Origin of the sequence: Streptomyces sp. AM 2-1-1, assembly GCF_029167645.1 — a bacterium.
Taxonomy (GTDB): domain Bacteria; phylum Actinomycetota; class Actinomycetes; order Streptomycetales; family Streptomycetaceae; genus Streptomyces.
On sequence record NZ_CP119147.1, the window covers coordinates 4,197,023 to 4,216,266 of the forward strand.

Genomic DNA, 19,244 nt, shown 5'->3' on the forward strand with positions numbered 1-19,244 from the left:
TCGTGCCGACGGCCCGGGGGAGACCCGCGAGAGAAGACCCCGGCGCCCGTGGGCGCCGGGGTCCGTCCTCCCCGGTGCCGACCCGGAGCCCCGAGCTCCCAGGGTCGTTCCCGCGGACCGTCATCCCCGAGCGGCCCGCTCCCCGCTGAACATCTCCCCAGGTCGGCGGCGGTCAATCATGGAAAGCAGTCACCCGAACGAGCGGTGTTGGACGCCGGATCGCCGTTTTCGAATAAAGGTTCGATAGTGTGAGCGGCGGGGCCACCCGTGACGGAGAACCAGAGGGGATGCCACGACATATGGTGCGGCGCATCGATGTGACGGGCTCGGACGGCGTCCGGCTCGCGGCCTGGGAGTTCGCCGATCCGCCCAAGGGGCGCGCGGACGAGGCGAGTGCGCCGGGGGTCTTACTGCTGCACGGTCTGATGGGCCGGGCCACCCACTGGGCCGCCACGGCCCGCTGGCTCTCCGAGCGGTACCGCCCCGTCGGGCTCGACCAGCGCGGCCACGGCCGCAGCGAGAAGCCCGAAGGCGGGCCGTACACCCGGGACGCCTACGTCGACGACGTGGAGCGCGCGGTCGAGCAGCTCGGCCTGGGCCCGGTGATCCTCGTCGGCCACGCCATGGGCGCCCTCACCGCCTGGCAGTTCGCCGCCAAGCGCCCCGACCTCGTCCGCGCCCTGGTCATCTGCGACATGCGGGCCTCCGCCCCCGGAGCCGCCTCCCAGCGGGAGTGGAGCGGCTGGCTCGACTCCTGGCCGCTGCCCTTCGCGACCCTCGCCGAGGTGCGCAAGTGGTTCGGCGAGGACGACCCGTGGGTGGAGCGCCCCAACCCCGCGCGGGGCGAGTTCTTCGCCGAGGTGATGGCCGAGGGCGACGACGGCTGGCGGCCGGTCTTCTCCCGCCGCCAGATGCTGGAGTCCCGGGCCACCTGGGTCCTCGACGCGCACTGGGAGGAGCTGGCGCAGGTCCGCTGCCCGACCCTGGTGCTGCGCGGGATCGAGGGCCAGCTGGGCCGCGCCGAGGCCCAGGAGATGGTCCGGGTCCTGCCCCAGGGGCAGTACGCCGAGATACCGGACGCCGGACACCTCGCCCACTACGACCGGCCCGACGCCTGGCGGGCGGCGGTCGAACCCTTCCTGGACCAGCTCGCCGGCCCCGCGCCGGAGCACCCGGAGCACGGGAGACCCTGAGGGACCCGCCCGCCCGGTCACCGGGCGGGCGCGGCTGCCTCACCCCTTGCCGACCGCCGCCAGGATCTCCGGCAGCCGGACCGCCGTGCGCGCCGCCGCGAGCCGGAGCCCCGCCCAGGCGACGAAGACGCCGTACACCGCCCCGACCGGCACCACCAGCCAGAGCGAGCCGTGGTCCGAGACGGTCACCACCACCGTCAGCACGATCACCGGCGCGGCCACCACCACCGAGCCCACCATGCCGCCCAGGGCCGACAGCATGGCCAGCCCGCCCTGCCCGGGCGCCACGTTCTTGAAGCCGCCCTCCTGCGGGATCGAGTACGGGAAGAACGCCGACGCCAGCGCCCCCGTCCCGAGCATCCCGCCGAGCAGCGCGAGCGACACCCCGGCGACCCCCGTCAGCGACCCCCAGGCGTCCAGCAGCCCGGCGGTCAACGCGCCCACCAGAAGCGTGTACGGCACGGTGACGACCGCCAGTGCCAGGGCCCGGGCCCGCAGTTCCCCGTACGCGTCGCGGGGCGTGGAGATGGTCTGCGCCACCATCCAGAAGGCGGAGGTGTCCTGCCCGAACTGGTTGAACATCTGCATGCCCAGCAGGGCCGGCGCGAAGCAGGCGAAGTAGACCGATCCGGCGCCCTGGACGGCGTTGATCACCGGTACGATCAGCCCGACCGCCAGCGAGGTGATCCAGGCCCCCTTCGTCTTCGGGTCCCGCAGGACGTACCGCAGGCTCCGGCCCATCACGGTCCGGGTCCGGCCCTCGGGCAGCAGCCGGCCCAACCGGCTCGGCCCGGAGCCGTCGCCCTTCGCGCGCGAGCTCCGCGACGGTTCGGCGGCGGCGATCGTCGACCCGTCCGGCGCCGTCATCAGCTTCGAAAGACCGGCCTGCCACCACCACAGCAGCCCGCCCAACGCCACCGCCGAGACGAGCAGTTGCAGGGCCGCCCGCCCGTGGGCCCCCACCGAGGCGGAGTCGACCGCGCCGATCGCCGAGGCGGCGGGGAGCCAGCGCACCACGTCGGCGGCCGGCTCCAGGGCGGAGAGCCCCCCGGCCTGCCCGATGCGCTGGGCGCCGAAGTTGACGAACTGGATGCCGACCGCGATCACCAGCCCGCTCAGCACCGCGAGGTCGCGGCCCTTGCGCGAGGTCAGCAGCCGGACGTTGGCGGTGGCGACGGACCGCGCCAGCGCCACGCAGATCAGCAGAGCCAGCGGTACGGCCACCACACCGACGGCCACGCCGGCCGCCCCGTGCGCCACCGCCAGCACCGAGCCCACCAGCAGGCAGAGCGCGAACAGCGGACCGATGCCGACCAACGACGCCACCAGCAGGGCCCGCACCAGCGGACGCGGACGCAGCGGCAGCATCACCAGCCGGCTCGGGTCCAGCGTCTCGTCCCCGCTGGGGAAGAAGAGCGGCAGTACCGCCCACCCCAGGGCGAGCACCCCGGTGAGCAGCACCACCAGGGTGGCCGCGTCGCGCCCCTCGCCGCGCAGCAGTACGAGCCCCAGCACCTGCCCCGCCGCGAGCAGCACCACCACCACGAGGGAGACCACGAACGCCGCCCGCCGCCCGCCCGACTGCCGCAGGCCGTTGCGGAGCAACGCCACCTTGAGCCGTGCGAACACGGCGACGAGCCCTTCGGCCCCCGCGCTCCGGACGGCCGGCGCCCGCCCCGCGCGGCGGTCGGCCACGCTCATCGCCCGCCGCCCAGCCAGTCGAGGCCGTCAGCGCCGTCCGCGCCACGCGCCCCCACCAGGTCCAGGAACGCCTGCTGGAGCGAGGGTGCCCCGCCCCGTACCTCGGCGAGCGTGCCCTGCGCCGAGATCCGGCCCGCCGCCATCACCGCCACCCAGTCGCAGAGCGACTCCACCAGCTCCATCACATGACTGGAGAAGACGACGGTCGCCCCCGAGCGGGTGTAACGCTCCAGCACCCCCCGGATCGCCTGCGCGGAGACCGGGTCCACCCCCTCGAACGGCTCGTCCAGGAAGAGCACTTCGGGATTGTGCAGCAGGGCGGCGGCGAGCCCGATCTTCTTCCGCATCCCGGTCGAGTAGTCGACGACGAGCTTGTGCTGGGCGCCGGCCAGGTCCAGCACGTCCAGCAGCTGAGTCGCCCGCTTGTCGGTCTCGGCGCCCGCGATGCCCCGCAAACGGCCGGTGTAGGCGAGCAGTTCACGTCCGGAGAGCCGCTCGAAGAGCCGCAGCCCTTCGGGCAGGACGCCGATCCGCGACTTGACCGCGACCGGGTCGGCCCACACGTCGTGGCCGCCGATCTCGACCGTTCCCCGGTCGGGCCGGAGCAGCCCGGTCACCATGGAGAGGGTGGTCGTCTTGCCCGCGCCGTTCGGCCCCACCAGACCGATGAACCGGCCTGCCGGGAGGTCCAGGTCGACCCCGGAGACGGCCACCTGCCCCCCGAAACGCTTCCACAGCCCGCGCACCCGCACGGCGGGCGGCGCCGGCGGGGCGTCGGCCGCCCCTCCGGTCGGGACGTCTTCGGTTTCTGTCCGGTCCGGCACGGCACGCCCTCTCGGTATCCCCATGGTGGGGACCACCTTACGAAAGGCGCGTCCGGGCGTCCGCCGCTTCGCGCGCACAGGCGTACGACAACGGGCTGACCAGCTCCTCGGCTTCGGGCAGCCAGCGGTTGGCCGTGGTGGGGCGGCGGGCCCACTGGACCGCGCCCCGGCCGCCGATCCGGGTCGGCGGGGCCGCTACGTAGTGGCCCTCGCCCCGGGCGAGGAGGTCGATCGACGCGGCGTTCCAGCCGAGGTGCATCACCAGGTCGGGGATTTTCGCCGCGGCGCCGGGGGCGACGAAGAAGAGCATGCGGCGGTCGGGGGTGCAGGTGGCGGGACCGAGGGTCAGCTCCATGCGTTCCATCCGCGCCAGCGCCAGGAACCCGGCCGACTCCGGTACGTCGATCACGTCGAAGTTCCGGCCGGTCGGCAGCAGGACGGAGGCGTTCGGGTGCTTGGACCACATCCGGCGGGCCGCCGCCCCGCTGCCGGTCGCCTGGCCCGCCCAGTCGGACCGCAGGGCGTGTGCGCCGGGGAGGGCGCAGTGCGCGTCCCCGCAGCAGCACCGCTCGTGCCCGTCCACCGCCTCCAGCCAGCTGCCCGGGAACACGTCCCAGTGGCGTTCCTCCGCGTACCGCACGGCGGCGTCGAGCGGTTGCTCGCCGCGCTGCGGGGGGAGCGGGGCGTTTCCCGTGACTGTGATCGGCTTTTCCACGTCCAGCACAACTCCCGGCATCACGGGGGGTTACGGCCCTACCCGGCCGCGCTGCCGGGGTACCGGCTCCGCACACGGGGCGCATGGGTGCACGGCCGGGGGCGCGTGCGGGGCGGGGCGCCGATGTGCGGGTAGGGAACGCCAGGGCCGTGCGTCGGCCCGGTCGCCGGGCCTGTCCGGAGCCGCGGGACGGGACGCACGGGTCTTTTGCGTGAATGGCCGAAAATCAGCAGCTCTCGTGCTGCTCGTGCCGATTGCAGAGAAATGGGCGCATTGCTTGCGCCGGCGACGGGCAGTGATGCAAACCACCCATCACCGCGTTCCCAGGGGGAGTACATGGCCGCCAGACCACTCGTAGCCCGACAGCCGAACGAACGGCTCCAGACGCTCATCCAGGAGGCGGCGTGTTCCAACGCGGGCCTGGCCCGCCGGGTCAACATGGTCGGCGCGGAGCGGGGACTCGATCTCCGGTACGACAAGACCTCCGTGGCCCGCTGGCTGCGCGGGCAGCAGCCCAGGGGCCGGGCGCCGGGGATCATCGCCGAGGCGATCGGCCGCAAACTCGGCCGCACCGTCACCATCGACGAGATCGGCATGGCCAACGGCAAGAACCTCGCCTCCGGCGTCGGCCTCCAGTTCGCCCCGACCGTGCTCGGCGCCATCGAGCAGGTCTGCGAGCTGTGGCGCAGTGACGTGGGACGCCGGGACCTGCTCTCCGGCTCCACCGTCGCCTCCTCCGCGCTCGTCGAGCCCAGCCGGGACTGGCTGATCACCGGCGCCGACCCCCAGGTCGCCCGCAACGCCGGTGCCCGGGTGGGCCGCTCGGACGTGGACGCGGTGCGTGCGATGACCACCGCGCTGGTCGACCTCGACCACCGTTTCGGCAGTGGCCACGTCCGCCCGGTCCTGGTCCACTACCTCAACAGCGTGGTCTCCGGACTGCTCTCCGGCGCCTACCGCGAGAGCGTCGGACGGGAGCTGTTCGGCGCGGTGGCCCGACTCACCGAATTGGGCGGCTACATGGCGATCGACACCGGCCAACCCGGCCTCGCCCAGCGCTACTACATCCAGGCGCTGCGTCTCGCGCAGGCGGCGGGCGACCGGGCCTACGGCGGCTACGTGCTGGCCGCCTCGATGAGCCACCTCGCCGCACAGCTCGGCAACCCCCGGGAGATCGCGCAGCTGGCCCGCGCCGCCCAGGAGGGCGCGCGCGGTCAGGTGACGCCGCGTGCGGAAGCGATGTTCCTCGCCGCCGAGGCGCGCGGGCACGCGGCCCTGGGCGACGCCACGACCTGTGAGGAGGTGGCCGGGCGGGCGGTGGAGGCGCTGGAGCGCGCCCACCCGGACGCCGGCGACGACCCGTCCTGGATCGCGCACTTCGACGAGGGGTACCTCGCGGACGAACTCGCCCACTGCCACCGCGATCTGGGCCAGGGCGCCGCCGCCGCCCGCCGGGCGGAGGAGGCGCTCGCCGCGCTCCCGGAGACCAGGGCCCGCCGGCGCGGCATCGCGCTGGTGCTCCTCGCCTCGGCCCAGGTCCAGCAGCGCGAGGTCGAACAGGCCTGCGCCACGGGGATGCGGGCGGCGGAGCTGCTGGAGACGGTGCGTTCCAGCCGGGGTGCGGAGTACCTCGACGACCTCCAGCAGCGCCTGCTGCCGTACGGGGAGGAGGCGACGGTCCGCGAGTTCAGCGCACGTCTGGAGCTGCAGGCCGCCTGAGCGGCGGCGCACGGGTGCGCGAGCGCACGGGGGAGCACGCCGTCCGCCTCCCGGTGCGCCGTGCGTCTTCGCCCGCGCGGTCGGCGCCCGCGCGCGTGCGGGGCGCCACCCGTCGCCCGGCCGACGTGGCGGACGTCTCCGCGCGGCGGCCCGTCCCCGGCCGTGGGATCCGCTCCCGGCAGGGGTGGCCCACCGGCCGGCCCGCGCCTGAGCTGGGGGTTCTTCCGTGCGCGGAGGACCGGCGTCCGTGGTCGCCGCGCACCGCGCGGGGCGGTACGCGGCCCCGCGGCAGTGAAGGGACGGTGAGGTGCGCGGATGCGCTTGGCGAAGCCGGGCACTCACCCGATAGCGTGAGCCGACGATTCCGTAGGTTGACACGTAGGAGTCCCGGTGACGCAGAGCGGACAGGGTGACGATCAGCAGCCTCCTGCTGGACGGCCCGCCCACGAAGGGGTCGTGCTGCCCCCGGACGGTGGTGCCCCCTGGAACCCGGCGGCGGACGGCCGGCCGCAGGAGCCCGCCCCCGGCGGCCCTCCGTGGGACGGCCAGGCATGGGGGTCCCAGGCGCCGCAGCAGCAGCACCCGGGCGACCCCGCACAGGGGCAGCAGCCGGGCCCCTACGCACAGCAGGGCGGTTATCCGCAGCAGGACGGCTACCCGCAGCAGGGCGGGTACGCCCAGCCCGATCCGTACCAGCAGGCCCAGCAGACGCAGTACCTCCCGGCGTCCGACGGGTACCGCGGCGGACAGCCGGACGCCTATCAGCAGCAGGGGCAGCAGGTGCCCCCGGCGCAGCCCCAGCCCTACGCCCAGCCGCTGCCGCCGGAGGCCGTACCGGGCCGGGCGCCGGGCGGGGACTCCGACGCCACGCAGTTCATCGCGCCGGTCCCGGCCGCGCGGGACGGCGACGCGACCCAGTACATCCCGCCGGCCACGGCCGCCGCCCCGTACGACATCCGTCCGGGCGCCCCCGAGGACCGGCGGCCCCCCGCCGAGTTCGACAACCTCTTCCGCAACGACGAACCGGCCGGCGCCACCACGCAGATGCCCCGGATCGACCCCGCGCACCAGCAGCCGCCCGCGCACCAGCAGTACGGCCGCCCCCAGGGACCGCCCCAGCCGCACGGCCAGGGCTACCCCGGCGGCCAACTGCCGCCCCAGACGCAGCAGCAGGGGTACGCGCCCGGGTACCAGGGCCCGCAGGGGTACGAGAACCCGCAGGCGGCCTACGACCCCGGTCCCGAGCCGCGCCGCAGGTCCGCGCACATCCCGCTCATCGCCGCCGTGGTGATCGGCTGCGCGGTCGTCGGGCTCGGTGCCGGCGCGCTGCTGAGCGGCGGCGACGAGCCGAAGGACGCCAAGCAGCCGGTGGCGTCGGCCAGTTCGCAGCCGGCCGACTCCTCGGCGCCGCCCGCCGAGGACCCCGCGCAGCCGCAGGCGGTGGAGCTGGACAAGCTCCTCGCCGACAGCAACAGCAGCCGCACGACGGTGATCAACGCCGTGGAGAAGATCAAGGGCTGCAAGGACCTGGACCAGGCGGCCGCCGACCTCACCGGCGCCGCCCAGCAGCGCCGCGACCTGGTGACCCGCCTCAAGGAGGTCGAGGTCGACCGGCTGCCGGACAACGCCGCGCTCACCGCCGCGCTGACCCGCGGCTGGGAGGCGTCCGCCTCGGCCGACGAGCACTACGCGGCCTGGGCACGACAGGCGAAGAACAAGAAGGTCTGCAAGAGCGGTACCGCCGCCGCGACCAACGAGAAGAACAAGGCCGGCCAGAAGAGCGGTGAGGCGACCACCGCGAAGAAGCAGGCCTCCGGCCTGTGGAACACCATCGCCCAGAAGTACGGCCTCACCTCGCGGTCCTACACGGAGCTCTGAGCCTCCGGGGGCCCGGCACCGCCCGGGCCCCCGCGCACGAGAACGGCCGGGAGCCGCGTCCCCCCCGGGGGGGACGCGGCTCCCGGCCGTTCATCCGTTCCGGTTACGCGCCCTCGGCGTCCGACAGGGTCTCCGTGACGTCCGTGAACCCCGTCTTCTGCGACACCAGCCGCCCGTCGCGCACCACTTGGAAGGTGACCCGCCCGTTGACGATCCGGGGGTAGGCGGCCGATCCGAGCATGTCCTGGTAGCGCCAGCGCAGTTCGGGGGTGAGGCCGCCGGTGTCCACCGCCAGCCCGTGGTTCAGCACGGAGGTGGCCGCCGCCGCGTCGACCTCGCCGTCGCCCAGCGCCTCGACGACCGCCTTCAGCACGGTGTACGCGACCCAGGTGGTCTGCACCCCCGCGTCGTGCGGGTCGATGGTGTCGTCCGCGAAGGCGTACTTGCGGACCGCCTCGCGCATCTCGGCCCAGCGGGCGTCCGAGGTCACCGGGTACCACCCGGTGACGAAGGCCCCCTCGAAGGGGCTGTCGCGGCCGCCGGTGCTGTCGATCAGCGGCTGGCTGACGCTGCCGAGCACCGAGGAGATGTCGGCCCCGCCGTCGTTCCCGGGCAGCCGGCGGAACGAGTCGAAGAAGGTCCCCGTCCGGTCGCCGAGGACAGCGGTGACGCACCCGTCCGGCGCCCCGTCGAGCGCCTCGGCCGCTTCGGCGTCGTACGAGGTCGCCGCCACGGGGGCGACCACGTCGGTGGCGGCCGCCCGGTGGCCGAGGGCCAGCCCGGCGTCGAGCAGGGTCGCCATGTCGTCGCCGACGACGGAGTCGGGACGGACCAGCGACACCTTCGCGCAGCCGCCCGCCAACTGCCTGCCGTTGCCCGCCAGCAGCGCCGCCTGGCCGCCGTTGACCGGGTACGAGACGAAGCTCTCGAACTCCTCGTCGGAGGCGCCGTACCCGCCGATGTAGGGGATGCCGGCCGCCTCCAGCGGGGCCATGAAGGTCTGCCCGTGCCGGCTGTAGGAGCCGACCACCGCCGTGACGTCACGGTCGACCGCCTCCCGGGCGCACTTCTCCGCGCCCTCCAGGGAGTCCTCCTCGTCGCAGGTGAGCACCTTCAGCTCGCGCCCGCCGACGCCGCCCTGCGCGTTGACCCACTTCGCGTAGGTGACCGCCGTCGCCGTCACCCCGGCCATCGTCACGGAGTCCGCGTCGTCCGAGGCGCCCGGCGCCCAGGTCATCACCGTGACGGTGCCCCCCGGGCCGCCCTCCGCCCCGGGGAGCGCGCCGCACCCGGAGAGCAGCAGGGATCCGGCCGCCGCAGCTCCCACCAGGAGCCGGCGCGTGCCGAGGGGGCCGAAGGTGCCGAGAAGAGGAGGGGCGTGTCGCCGTCCGGTCATGGACACGAACCTGCCGTCCCCGGGGTAACGGCGCTGTGTGCGAACAGCAACGGCGGGTGGCCGGGTGGTGAATTCCGGGGGGCCGCTCGGACCCGGAGCGGGGGAACGTACGATCGACAACCGTGCAGCAAGGTTCGGAGAACACTTCCCGTCGCGGCCGCCGCTCCTCCACCATGGACGGCATGCCGCTCAACGACATGCCGTGGTGGCGCTGGCGCAGCAACGTGCGCTCGGCGCTGCACATGCTCTCCGACCCCGTCTTCCACCACGAGTGCTGGCTCGCCGGCCGGGAAGGGTACGGCGACGTCACCGACGCCGTCTACCGCCTGGTCGAGGACACCTGGCTCGACAACTGGTCCGCCGAGAAGTACATCGGCACGATCTTCCGCGACCCGGCCGAAGCCGCCGCCGTGGACGCCGCCGTGCTGCGGGTGCTGCGCATCCTGCACCAGGTCGGCGCCGACGCGCCCGTCTCGGCCTATCTGGAGCACCCGGGGTGGCCGGAGGCAGTCCGGGCGACCCGGGAGGCCCACGTGCTGCTCGCGGGGAACGACGGCGACGATCCGGACGCCCCGCCGCGGTCGCTGGACGTCCTGCGCATCATGACCGGATCGGCCTGAGAACGGGCGGATGTGGCACGCTACGGACATGACCGCGCCGCAGCCCGCTTCCCCCGCCTCGGACGCCGCCGACTCCGAGCAGTACGTCCTCATCCTGTCCTGCCCCGACAAACAGGGCATCGTGCACGCCGTGTCGAGTTACCTCTTCATGACCGGGTGCAACATCGAGGACAGCCAGCAGTTCGGCGACCACGACACGGGCCTCTTCTTCATGCGGGTCCACTTCTCGGCGACCTCGCCGGTGTCGGTGGAGAAGCTGCGGGCCAGTTTCGCCGCGATCGGTGACTCCTTCCACATGGAGTGGCAGATCCACCTCGCGTCGGAGCGGATGCGGGTGGTGCTGATGGTCAGCAAGTTCGGCCACTGCCTCAACGACCTGCTCTTCCGGTCCCGGATCGGCGCCCTGCCGGTGGACATCGCCGCCGTCGTCTCCAACCACACCGACTTCGCCGAGCTGGTGGCCTCGTACGCCGTGCCCTTCCGGCACATCCCCGTCACCCGGGACAACAAGGCCGAGGCGGAGGCGGAGCTGCTGGAGCTGGTCCGCGCGGAGAACGTCGAACTCGTCGTCCTCGCCCGCTACATGCAGGTCCTCTCCGACGACCTCTGCAAGGAGCTGAGCGGCCGGATCATCAACATCCACCACTCCTTCCTGCCGAGCTTCAAGGGCGCCCGCCCCTACCACCAGGCCCACGCACGGGGCGTGAAGCTGATCGGTGCCACCGCGCACTACGTGACGGCCGACCTCGACGAGGGCCCGATCATCGAGCAGGAGGTCGAGCGGGTCGGCCACGGCGTCACCCCGGACCAGCTGGTCGCGATCGGCCGCGACGTGGAGTGCCGGGCGCTGGCCCGCGCGGTGAAGTGGCACGGCGAGCGGCGCATCCTGCTCAACGGCCGCCGTACGGTGATCTTCGCCTGACCGCTCCCCCCCGGCCGTCCGCGGGGACGCCGCGTCACATCCGGCTGAGTGAGGCCGCCGCGAAGAGCACGTCGCGGATGGCCTCGCGGTCGCCGACCTGCCCCGCCGCGGCTTCCACCGGCGGCACGCGGCCCGCGACGAGCTCGCAGAACTCCACGCCGTCGAGGGCGATCCGCGCCACCGCGAAGTCGGCGCACCCCACGGCGGCGGGCGAGTCCAGCGGGATGTACCAGTCCCCGCCGCCCCGGCCCTCGACCTCCAGATGGAGCGAGCGCCCCGGCTCGCCCGCCGCGACCAGCTGTCGGGCGGGCGCGGCCAGCCCTGCCCGGCGGCGTACCGCCAGCGCGCCGGGGAGCAGCCGGGCGGCGAGGTCCACCATCCGGTGGAGGTGGACGGCGGCCGGCGGGTCGTACGGATAGTGGACCGCCCGCGCGATGTCCCAGCCGTGCACCCAGCACTCGAAGGCCCGCTCCAGCAGCGCGTCCCGGACCGACAGCGAGAAGTTCCCGTACGGGACGGAGTCGTCGGCCACCCCGTGCTCCGCGAACGAGACCGCACGGAGCAGCCGGTGGCTCTGCTCGCGCCACGGCGTGCGGATGCTCCGGGTCATCGGGCGGTCCGCCCGTGACCAGAGGGAATCGGTGCGCTCGGCGGGCGTACGGGGCGCCTGCCGCCCGCCCGGCGCGGGGTGCGTGCCGAGCGCGTCGGCCACCACGCCGTCGACGGCGAGCAGATGGGCGATGACACCGGCCACCGTCGTCTTGCGGGTCGCGGGTTCCTCGTTCTCGAACCACCTGAGCCGCACCGGGGCGTGCCACTCCGCGTCCCCGAAGTCCCGCAGCAGCGCGTCGAGCCGGGCCGTCTCCGCGTCGTAGGGCGCCGCCCACTCGGGCAACGGCACACCGGCGGGACGCCGTTCCAGGCAGCCCTCGATGACCCGGCTGCGGAGCTTGGGGTCGAGGTCCAGCGAACGGTCGGTGTGCAGCAGCCCCACCGCGTCGCGCAGCCGGGTCGCCTCCTCGCGGCAGGGCGGGCAGACGGTGAGGTGCTCCTCGACGGCCGCGCTCTCCTCCGCCGGACAGGCGGCCAGCGCCCACGCGCCGAGGAGCGACCGGAGCGCGGAGTGCGAGGACTCGGGGACGGGTACCGCCGGCGGCGGCACGACCGGCGGGACGAACGGCACGTGCTCCGGCCGCTTCCGGCGGGGCCGGCGCGCGGGCTCCGGCTCCCGCGCGGGCTCGGGCGCGCCCGGTGCGTCCGGGGACGCCTGCGCGCCGGGCAGGTCCCGGACGTCCGCGAGGTCGGTGAGGTCGGTGAGGTCGGTCAGGTCCGAGGGGAGCACCGGGCGCGGCACGGCGTCGAGGGCCAGGTCGTCCGGGGCGCTGCGGGGGCCCGGTATGCGCCGGGCCGGCCGCACCTCGTCCCCGGCGGAGTCGTTCCCGTCACCCCGGCCGCTCACAGAGCACGTCCGTATCCGGGCGGCGAGAACCCGTCCACCGGAGCCAGATTGGCCGTGGCGAGCAGCTGGAGCCCCAGCCGCAGTCTGCGCCGCGCCTCCATCTCGGTCACCCCGAGGTCGGCGGCGGTCTGCCGGTAGTCGCGGCGCTGGATGTACGCCAGCTCCAGCGCGGCCCGCAGCGGCTCCGGCAGGGTGGCCGCGATGTAGTCGGCGCGGGCCGCGGCGGTCGCCCTGCGCAGCCGTTCGTCCAGGTCCGCGGTGTCGTGCGGGGCGTCGCCGTCCCCGGCCGGACCGCTGTCGCATCCGTCGCGCTCGGCCGAGCGCAGGCGCTCCACGGAACGCCGGTGGGCCAGCCGCGCCACCCACGAACGCATGGATCCCAGCCTGGGGTCGTAGGCGTCCGGGTTCTCCCAGACGTGGGCGAAGACCTCGCGGGTCACGATGTCGGCGGCGGCCTCGTCGTCGAGCATCCGATGGGCCTGGCTGTGGACGAGCGCGGCGAACCGGTCGTAGAGCTCGCCGAGAGCCGCCGCCTCACCGCCTGCCAGCCGTTGCTGCATCCTGCGGTCCCAGCGGGGAGGCGCGCCGTACACCATGAAACCCCCAGCCCTGCGCCCTGCGGTCGGTCCCGAAACGTGCCCCCGTGTCCCACGTGCCTCCCGAATGTAGTCCGCGACCCCGTCCGGACACGAACCTTTGCGCCAACTACCTCGCCACGGGGCCGTGAATGGTAAGGGGTGCCCGCCGACGGGGAGGCGGGCGACGGGCGGCCGGCCCGCATGCGGAGGGGTGCCCGGGCTCCTTTCCGCCGGCGGTCCGGACAAACCCGCGTGCACACCACGGGGTGGTGCGGTGTTTCATGGGGGAGCGAATGGGCAGCCGCGAGGTGGAACGGAAACCTCCGCATCGGCACCGGCACGGCACCGGTCTCGTCGGGAGCCCCGGAACGAGAGGTCCAGTCGCGTGACGCTGAAGGTGGACGAGGCCGAGCAGGGCGACTGGACCGTGCTCCGGATCAACGGCGAGCTCGACCTGGTGACGTCACCCGTCGTCCGTCAGTCCGTGCACGGCGCCGTCGCGGCCGGACGGCACCAGGTCGTCCTCGACCTGACCGAGGTCCTCTTCTGCGACTCCAGCGGTGTCGGCGTGCTGATCGCCTCCCGTCGGCTGATGAAGTCCTGCGGGGGCCGGTTGCGGCTCATCCTGCCTGCCCGGGGCGCCGAGGACGGCTCCCACGTGAACCGGGTGCTCGCCGCGCTGGGGGTGCGCCGCCTCTTCGAGGTCTACCCCGACGCCGACGCCGCCGTCGACGAGTCGGCCTCCCCGCTCCCCGCCTGACGACCCGCCATCCCGCCCGCGCGGTGTGCTTGTCGTACCGCCGTTTCACACGGTCGTCGCGCCGCGGTGACACGTGACGCTCCGGGGCGTCGTACGCTCCCGGCATGGACAGCGCAGAATACGAGCGAAAGATCGCGCACCGCTTCGCCGCCTTCGACCAGGACGGCAGTGGCTACATCGACCGGGTCGACTTCGACGCCGCCGCGGCCCGTCTGCTCGCCGAGTTCGGCACGACGGCCCGGTGCGACAAGGGGCAGGCGCTCTACAGCGGGGCGGAGGCGTTCTGGCAGGGCATGGCCGGGATCGCCGACGTCGACGGTGACCAGCGCGTCACGCGCGAGGAGTTCGTGGGCGGGGCGGTGAAGCGGCTCCGGGACAGCCCCGAACGGCTCGCGGAGATCGCCCGCCCCTTCCTGCGCGCGGCCCTCGACGTCGCCGCCGCGGACGGCGCGCCCTTCCAAGGGGCTTCGCCGGCCTCCGGTACCGCACCGGTCGCCGCGGTGGAGCGGGCCCTGCGGGTGCTCGGCGCGGACGCCGACGTCGCCCGCGTCGCCGCCCGGGTGCTCGACGCCGACCAGGACGGGCAGGTCGCGGAGGACGACGCCGTGGCGGCGCTCGCCGCGTACGTCACGGTGGTCGAGCCGGACGCCTGACGGAGCGCCCGGCGCGGCCCCCGGCCGGCCCGGGTGACGGGGCGTCGGGCGTCCGGCCGGGCGGTCGGCGCGGCGTCCGGCCGGATGTTCCGCCGGGCGCCCGGTACCGCGCTGCCGTCGCCGTGCCGAAGGCGCGGCCGCCCCCCGCGCCCCGTCCGCACGCTCCGGAGTACGCCGGGGCGTGCGGGCGGGCGTGCATTCGCTCATGCGTCCTGCCTCCCTCTTCGCGCAGATGTCCGGCCGAGTCGGAGAAGGGAGCCGGAGGGAAACGTTCCGCCAGAGGCACGGGCCGTCTTCCCCCGCGGTGACGTGCGGTAACGCAGTGCAGTCGGCGCGCTCACCGGCCCGATCACACCACGTGGCCCTTCCGTCACGGCAAGGGGTCGTCGGCGTGCTCGGGTACGCTCCGTGGGATGCGAGTGCTTGTGGAACCGACCAGTCCGGAGGCGGCCCGCGCGGCGGCCGAGGGCCGGGTGCGGTGCCTTGCTCGTACCTCAAGGAGCTGCACCGGGCCGGGCCGGACGTCGACGCCGGGGGCGCGGAGGTCCGCCGCGGCGGCCTCCCGTCGCATGCGCCGCACAGTATGCACCACGCGTACTCCTTCGCGCGTGAATATGCCCGAAGCGCTTGTTGCGGTGACTGTACGTCAACCATGCTGTCGCGCACAGGAATCACGTTCCGTGATCCTGAGGAGGCGCGAGGCGATGTGTCCGCCGGTTCGGATGGTGTGAGCGGTGCAGGTGCTTCAGGTTCAGCTGGAGGTCGGGGCGGATCCCGCGGAGGTGGGCCGGGCCCGCAGATGGGCGCGGTCGCGCCTGGAGGGATCGGGGATAAGGGAGGACGAGCCGCTCGCCGAGACGCTCATCCTGCTCATCTCGGAACTGGTCACCAACGCGGTCGTGCACACGGGCTGTCCGGCCGTGCTGCGGATGCTCTTCGGCCCGGTGGGGCCGACCGGTGCGCCCGGGAAGGGCGACACCGTACGCGTCGAGGTCGCGGACACCAGCGCCCGCCCGCCGAAGCAGCGTCACGCGGAGGGCGACGACACCAACGGCCGGGGCCTGGAGCTGGTCGACGGGCTCGCCGACCGGTGGGGCTGGATGCCGGAGGGCACCGGTAAGCAGATCTGGTGCGAGGTCGACCGGTACGGCCGGGCGGCGGCGCAGGAGCGCGACGAGGCCCCGGCCGCACTGGGTGCCGGGGACCCCCTGCTCGCTTTCACCGATCTCTTCCCCGACCTGACCTGACCGGCCTCTTCGCGGACCGGCCTCTTCGCGGACCGGTCGCTTCCCTGACCGGCCTCTTCCCTGACCGGCCGTGATCCGGGTCCGCCGGTGCTCCCCGGGCCGCTCACCCGCGGGTGCCGGCCGTCGCCCGGAAGGTTCTGCGGTAAGCGGTCGGGGCGACGCCCAGGGCGGCCTGGAAGTGCTGGCGGAGCGAGGCGGCGGAGCCGAACCCGGACTGGCGGGCGATCCGGTCGACGGTGAGACCGGAGGACTCCAGCAGCCGGCGGGCGAGCTCCACCCGCTGCTGGGTGACCCACTGCCCGGGGCTGAGACCGGTCTCCTCGCGGAAGCGGCGGGTGAAGGTCCGGACGCTCATCGACTCGCGCTCCGCCATGTCCCGCAGCTGGATCGGCCCCTCCAGCCGGCCGAGCGCCCACGACCGGGCCGCCGTCGTGGTGGCGAAGAGGGGCTCGGGCACCGGGCGTTGGATGTACTGGCGCTGACCGCCGTCGCGGTGCGGCGGGACGACGGTGCGGCGGGCCACGTCGTTGGCGACGGCGGTCCCGTGGTCACGCCGCACGAGGTGCAGGCAGAGATCGATCCCGGCGGCCACCCCGGCGGAGGTGAGCACGTCCCCGTCGTCGACGAAGAGCACGTCCGGATCGACCCGGACCCTCGGGAAGAGCCGCTGGAAGTGGTCGGCCGACGCCCAGTGGGTGGTGGCGGGCCGGCCGTCCAGCCGGCCGGCGGCGGCCAGGACGTACCCGCCGGTGCAGATGGCGACCAGCCGGGTGCCGGGCCCGATGTGGGCGAAGGCTGCCGCGAGTTCGCCGGTCAGCCGGCCCTCGTCGTACACCGGGCCCAGTTCGTACGAGGCGGGGACCACGACGGTGTCGGCGGTGGAGAGGGTTTCCGGGCCGTTGCGGACCATGACCGAGAAGTCGCCGTCCGTCTCGACCGGTCCGGGCGGCCGGACCGAACAGGTCACCACCTCGTACAGGTTCTCGCCCCGGCCGTGCGGCCCGAGGGCTTGGGCGATCCCGAAAATCCGCTGCGGGATGCCCAGTTCGAAGGGGAGCACCCCGTCCAGCGCGAGCACGACCACGCGGTGCGGCACGACCGCCTCCTCGGCGTTCTGGTAGATCTCTCCGGTGTGACACATCCACAGCCCGGCGAGCGACGTGACGGAGCCGGGCGCGTTCCCCGTACCCGGGCTTTCAGCACCCGGGCTTTCAGCACCCGGGCTTTCCGTACCCGGGCGGTCGCCGCCGCGGCGGCCGTACTGACCGTCGCCGCGGCCCTCTCCGTCCGCGCGCTCGCCGGCGGGGGGTTCGCCAAGTACGCCGGCGACGCGCTCTACACCGTGCTGGTCCACGCCCTGCTGGTGTTCCTCGCCCCGCGCGTGCGTCCTTTGCTCGCCGCCGGAGGAGCACTGGTGTTCAGCTGCGCCGTCGAGTTCGCCCAACTGTCGGACGTCCCGGCGCGTTTGTCGGCGCGCTCGGGGGCGGCCCGGCTGGTGCTCGGTTCCACCTTCAACGCCCCGGACCTGCTGTGGTACGCGGTCGGCGCGGGCGCCGGCTGGTGGGTGCACCGGTGGGCGGGGCGGCGGAGGCCGTCGCGGGCCGTTCAGCCCTTCGCACGGGACCTCTCCTCGGACTCCTGAATCTCCAGGAGCCGCAGCACGTGGGCGGTGGTGCGGCGGCGGGTGCTGCCGGAGACCCAGAGCGCCGCGCCGGTCACGCCGAACGGCACCGCGAGGCCGAGGATGCCCACGAACTCGGGCCACTGGCGCTCGTCCGCGCAGACGTTCCGGCTCCCCGGGGAGTACACCGACGAGATCGGGGCGTCGCACTCCACCTCCCGGGAGCCGGACTCGACACTGGTGGGCACCGTCAGCAGACAGCCCAGCCACACCAGCAGCAGGGCGGCGACGGCCGTCAGGGCCATGCCCCAGGCAGTCAGTCTCGACGCGCGGCGGTCGAACTCCGTGCGGGCTTCCCAGTACATGGGGTCGGTCCTCGTCTCAGGTCGGAGCATGCGGGCCGTGTCACGCACGACCAGCCCGTCGACAGGCGATCGTACGCACATGCGCACGGCCCGTGGCCCGATCCTTGCGACAGGTGTCCCTCAGGCCGCTCGTGCGCGCTCCGCCCCCGCCGCATGCTTCTCCCGTGAAGCAGAGAACCCAGAGCGCCGCCAGGGACGACGACGGGGGCGCGACCCCCGGCCCGGCCGTCACGTCCGCCGCGACAGAGCGTCGTTCGCCCCGGACCCGGCGCCTCCTCCCGATCCACCGCGCCTGGATCGTCGCCGCCGTGGCCTTCGTGACGATCATCGGCGGGGCGGCCTTCAACGCCCTGCCCGGCCTCCTCATCGACCCCCTGCACACGGAGTTCGGCTGGTCCCGGGGCGAGATCGGCCTCGCCGTGTCGATCGACCTCGCGCTGTACGGGATCACCGCACCGTTCGCCGCGGCGCTGATGGACCGGTTCGGGATCCGCCGCATCGTCGCCGGCGCGCTGACCGTGGTGGCCGCCGGTGCGCTGGGCAGCGTCTGGATGACGGCGTCCTGGCAGCTGATGGTCTACTGGGGCCTGCTGGTCGGGCTCGGCACGGGTTCCATGGCGATGTCCTTCTCCGCGACCGTCACCAACCGCTGGTTCGTCACCCGGCACGGCCTGGTCGCCGGCATCCTCACCGCCGCCGGCGCCTCCGGCCAGTTGATCTTCCTGCCGCTCTGCGCCTGGATCGTCAAGGAGCACGGCTGGCGGCCCGCCTCGGTGACCGTCGCCCTCGCCGCGCTGACCGTCGTGCCCCTCGTCTGGTTCCTGCTCCGCGACCATCCCGCCGACGTGGGACTCGCCCCCTACGGCGGTACGTACGCCGACAAGCCCGCTCCCGCGCGGGGCGCCGCGGCCAGGACGCTGCGGGTGCTGTTCGACGCGGCCCGCACCGGACCGTTCTGGCTGCTGGCCGGGGCGTTCGCCATCTGCGGCGCGTCGACCAACGGTCTGATCCGCACGCACTTCGTACCCTCCGCCCACGACCACCACATGCCGATCACGGCCGCCGCCTCGCTGCTCGCCGTGATCGGGGTCTTCGACATCATCGGCACGGTCTTCTCCGGCTGGCTCACCGACCGCTTCGACTCCCGCCGGCTGCTCGCCGTCTACTACGCGCTGCGCGGGGTCTCGCTCCTCTTCCTGCCCCTGCTGATGGCGCCGTCGGTGCACCCGCCGATGGTCTTCTTCATCGTCTTCTACGGTCTGGACTGGGTCGCCACCGTCCCGCCCACGATCGCCCTCTGCCGGGAGCAGTACGGCGACGACAGCGCGATCGTCTTCGGCTGGGTGCTGGCCTCGCACCAGATCGGGGCGGCCGTCGTCGCGTTCCTCGGCGGAGTGGCCCGGGACGCCTTCGGCTCGTACGACGTCGTCTGGTACGCCGCCGGCGCACTGTGCGCGGTGGCCGCACTGATGTCCCTCGTCGTCCGCCGCAAGGCGCTCCCCTCCGGCGTGCAGCCGGTGGCGGCGGCCTGACGTACGGGGACGCGCCCCGGCAACTCCGGTACAGGAAGCGGCGGTCGGCGCGAGAATGGCC

Annotated in this window: 18 protein-coding genes; 10 read left to right on the top strand and 8 right to left on the bottom strand. The window is 74.0% G+C overall.

What is annotated here, in order from left to right:
- The first annotated feature begins 299 nt into the window (after positions 1-299).
- Positions 300-1,193, top strand: a complete 894-nt coding sequence (locus tag PZB77_RS18330) for an alpha/beta hydrolase (protein WP_275496113.1) — start codon at positions 300-302, stop codon at positions 1,191-1,193.
- A 39-nt stretch (positions 1,194-1,232) separates the two neighbouring features.
- Here the strand turns inward: PZB77_RS18330 and PZB77_RS18335 are convergent, their stop codons facing one another.
- Genes PZB77_RS18335 through PZB77_RS18345 form a run of 3 tightly spaced genes read right to left on the bottom strand, consistent with a single transcriptional unit; the run spans position 1,233 to position 4,442 of the window.
- Positions 1,233-2,894, bottom strand: coding sequence for a transporter (locus PZB77_RS18335; protein ID WP_275493687.1), 1,662 nt, complete (start codon positions 2,892-2,894; stop codon positions 1,233-1,235).
- Entirely contained in the window at positions 2,891-3,742 is an 852-nt protein-coding gene (locus PZB77_RS18340) for an ABC transporter ATP-binding protein (protein ID WP_275493688.1), read from the bottom strand. Before PZB77_RS18340 ends, PZB77_RS18335 begins: the two co-directional genes overlap by 4 nt.
- Before the next feature lie 13 nt (positions 3,743-3,755).
- Positions 3,756-4,442: a bifunctional DNA primase/polymerase gene (locus PZB77_RS18345; protein WP_275493689.1), complete on the bottom strand. Its 687-nt coding sequence runs from the start codon at positions 4,440-4,442 to the stop codon at positions 3,756-3,758.
- A 327-nt stretch (positions 4,443-4,769) separates the two neighbouring features.
- On the opposite strand from PZB77_RS18345, the gene PZB77_RS18350 reads away from it, so the two are divergent.
- A complete protein-coding gene (locus PZB77_RS18350; protein ID WP_275493690.1) occupies positions 4,770-6,152 on the top strand; it encodes a transcriptional regulator in 1,383 nt (460 codons plus the stop codon).
- Between the two features lie 390 nt (positions 6,153-6,542).
- On the top strand, positions 6,543-8,030 hold the full coding sequence (locus PZB77_RS18355) for a hypothetical protein (protein ID WP_275493691.1): 1,488 nt from the start codon (positions 6,543-6,545) through the stop codon (positions 8,028-8,030).
- A 103-nt stretch (positions 8,031-8,133) separates the two neighbouring features.
- Here PZB77_RS18355 and PZB77_RS18360 read toward each other — a convergent pair whose 3' ends face one another.
- On the bottom strand, positions 8,134-9,426 hold the full coding sequence (locus PZB77_RS18360) for an ABC transporter substrate-binding protein (RefSeq protein ID WP_275493692.1): 1,293 nt from the start codon (positions 9,424-9,426) through the stop codon (positions 8,134-8,136).
- A 173-nt stretch (positions 9,427-9,599) separates the two neighbouring features.
- On the opposite strand from PZB77_RS18360, the gene PZB77_RS18365 reads away from it, so the two are divergent.
- Both PZB77_RS18365 and purU read left to right on the top strand, forming a co-directional pair.
- A complete protein-coding gene (locus PZB77_RS18365) occupies positions 9,600-10,046 on the top strand; it encodes a hypothetical protein (RefSeq protein ID WP_275496114.1) in 447 nt (148 codons plus the stop codon).
- Positions 10,047-10,074: 28 nt separating this feature from the next.
- Positions 10,075-10,968, top strand: coding sequence for a formyltetrahydrofolate deformylase (gene purU, locus PZB77_RS18370; protein WP_275493693.1), 894 nt, complete (start codon positions 10,075-10,077; stop codon positions 10,966-10,968).
- A gap of 34 nt (positions 10,969-11,002) precedes the next feature.
- Here purU and PZB77_RS18375 read toward each other — a convergent pair whose 3' ends face one another.
- Together PZB77_RS18375 and PZB77_RS18380 are read right to left on the bottom strand one after the other, a co-directional pair.
- Positions 11,003-12,427 carry a maleylpyruvate isomerase N-terminal domain-containing protein gene (locus tag PZB77_RS18375; protein WP_275493694.1) on the bottom strand — a complete coding sequence of 475 codons (1,425 nt, stop codon included), beginning with the start codon at positions 12,425-12,427 and terminating at the stop codon, positions 11,003-11,005.
- The gene (locus tag PZB77_RS18380) at positions 12,424-13,023 is read right to left on the bottom strand and encodes a sigma-70 family RNA polymerase sigma factor (RefSeq protein WP_275493695.1); all 600 of its coding nucleotides are present in this window, start codon (positions 13,021-13,023) and stop codon (positions 12,424-12,426) included. Before PZB77_RS18380 ends, PZB77_RS18375 begins: the two co-directional genes overlap by 4 nt.
- 367 nt (positions 13,024-13,390) lie before the next feature.
- On the opposite strand from PZB77_RS18380, the gene PZB77_RS18385 reads away from it, so the two are divergent.
- The 3 genes from PZB77_RS18385 (at position 13,391) to PZB77_RS18395 (ending at position 15,665) form a co-directional block, all read left to right on the top strand.
- Positions 13,391-13,765 carry an STAS domain-containing protein gene (locus PZB77_RS18385; RefSeq protein ID WP_275493696.1) on the top strand — a complete coding sequence of 125 codons (375 nt, stop codon included), beginning with the start codon at positions 13,391-13,393 and terminating at the stop codon, positions 13,763-13,765.
- Between the two features lie 104 nt (positions 13,766-13,869).
- Complete coding sequence (locus PZB77_RS18390) at positions 13,870-14,418, top strand: EF-hand domain-containing protein (RefSeq protein WP_275493697.1); 549 nt, start codon at positions 13,870-13,872, stop codon at positions 14,416-14,418.
- A 734-nt stretch (positions 14,419-15,152) separates the two neighbouring features.
- Positions 15,153-15,665: an ATP-binding protein gene (locus PZB77_RS18395; RefSeq protein ID WP_275493698.1), complete on the top strand. Its 513-nt coding sequence runs from the start codon at positions 15,153-15,155 to the stop codon at positions 15,663-15,665.
- 103 nt (positions 15,666-15,768) lie between these two features.
- Here PZB77_RS18395 and PZB77_RS18400 read toward each other — a convergent pair whose 3' ends face one another.
- Entirely contained in the window at positions 15,769-16,761 is a 993-nt protein-coding gene (locus tag PZB77_RS18400; RefSeq protein ID WP_275496115.1) for a helix-turn-helix domain-containing protein, read from the bottom strand.
- Positions 16,762-16,926: 165 nt separating this feature from the next.
- Here PZB77_RS18400 and PZB77_RS18405 point away from each other — a divergent pair, with 165 nt between their 5' ends.
- Positions 16,927-17,307, top strand: coding sequence for a DUF2809 domain-containing protein (locus tag PZB77_RS18405; RefSeq protein ID WP_275496116.1), 381 nt, complete (start codon positions 16,927-16,929; stop codon positions 17,305-17,307).
- Here PZB77_RS18405 and PZB77_RS18410 read toward each other — a convergent pair.
- On the bottom strand, positions 17,271-17,651 hold the full coding sequence (locus PZB77_RS18410; protein WP_275493699.1) for a hypothetical protein: 381 nt from the start codon (positions 17,649-17,651) through the stop codon (positions 17,271-17,273). The genes PZB77_RS18405 and PZB77_RS18410 overlap by 37 nt on opposite strands.
- 164 nt (positions 17,652-17,815) lie before the next feature.
- Here PZB77_RS18410 and PZB77_RS18415 point away from each other — a divergent pair, with 164 nt between their 5' ends.
- Positions 17,816-19,183 (top strand): MFS transporter, encoded by a 1,368-nt coding sequence (locus tag PZB77_RS18415; protein ID WP_275493700.1) that lies wholly within the window; start codon positions 17,816-17,818, stop codon positions 19,181-19,183.
- The last annotated feature ends 61 nt before the right edge of the window (positions 19,184-19,244 follow it).

Bases quoted from the DNA above. Each gene is read 5' to 3' on its own strand.
- PZB77_RS18330 (WP_275496113.1), top strand. From the start codon at position 300: ATGGTGCGGCGCATCGATGTGACGGGCTCGGACGGCGTCCGGCTCGCG.
- PZB77_RS18335 (WP_275493687.1), bottom strand. From the start codon at position 2,894: ATGAGCGTGGCCGACCGCCGCGCGGGGCGGGCGCCGGCCGTCCGGAGC.
- PZB77_RS18340 (WP_275493688.1), bottom strand. From the start codon at position 3,742: ATGGGGATACCGAGAGGGCGTGCCGTGCCGGACCGGACAGAAACCGAA.
- PZB77_RS18350 (WP_275493690.1), top strand. From the start codon at position 4,770: ATGGCCGCCAGACCACTCGTAGCCCGACAGCCGAACGAACGGCTCCAG.
- PZB77_RS18360 (WP_275493692.1), bottom strand. From the start codon at position 9,426: ATGACCGGACGGCGACACGCCCCTCCTCTTCTCGGCACCTTCGGCCCC.
- PZB77_RS18365 (WP_275496114.1), top strand. From the start codon at position 9,600: ATGGACGGCATGCCGCTCAACGACATGCCGTGGTGGCGCTGGCGCAGC.
- purU (WP_275493693.1), top strand. From the start codon at position 10,075: ATGACCGCGCCGCAGCCCGCTTCCCCCGCCTCGGACGCCGCCGACTCC.
- PZB77_RS18380 (WP_275493695.1), bottom strand. From the start codon at position 13,023: ATGGTGTACGGCGCGCCTCCCCGCTGGGACCGCAGGATGCAGCAACGG.
- PZB77_RS18390 (WP_275493697.1), top strand. From the start codon at position 13,870: ATGGACAGCGCAGAATACGAGCGAAAGATCGCGCACCGCTTCGCCGCC.
- PZB77_RS18410 (WP_275493699.1), bottom strand. From the start codon at position 17,651: ATGTACTGGGAAGCCCGCACGGAGTTCGACCGCCGCGCGTCGAGACTG.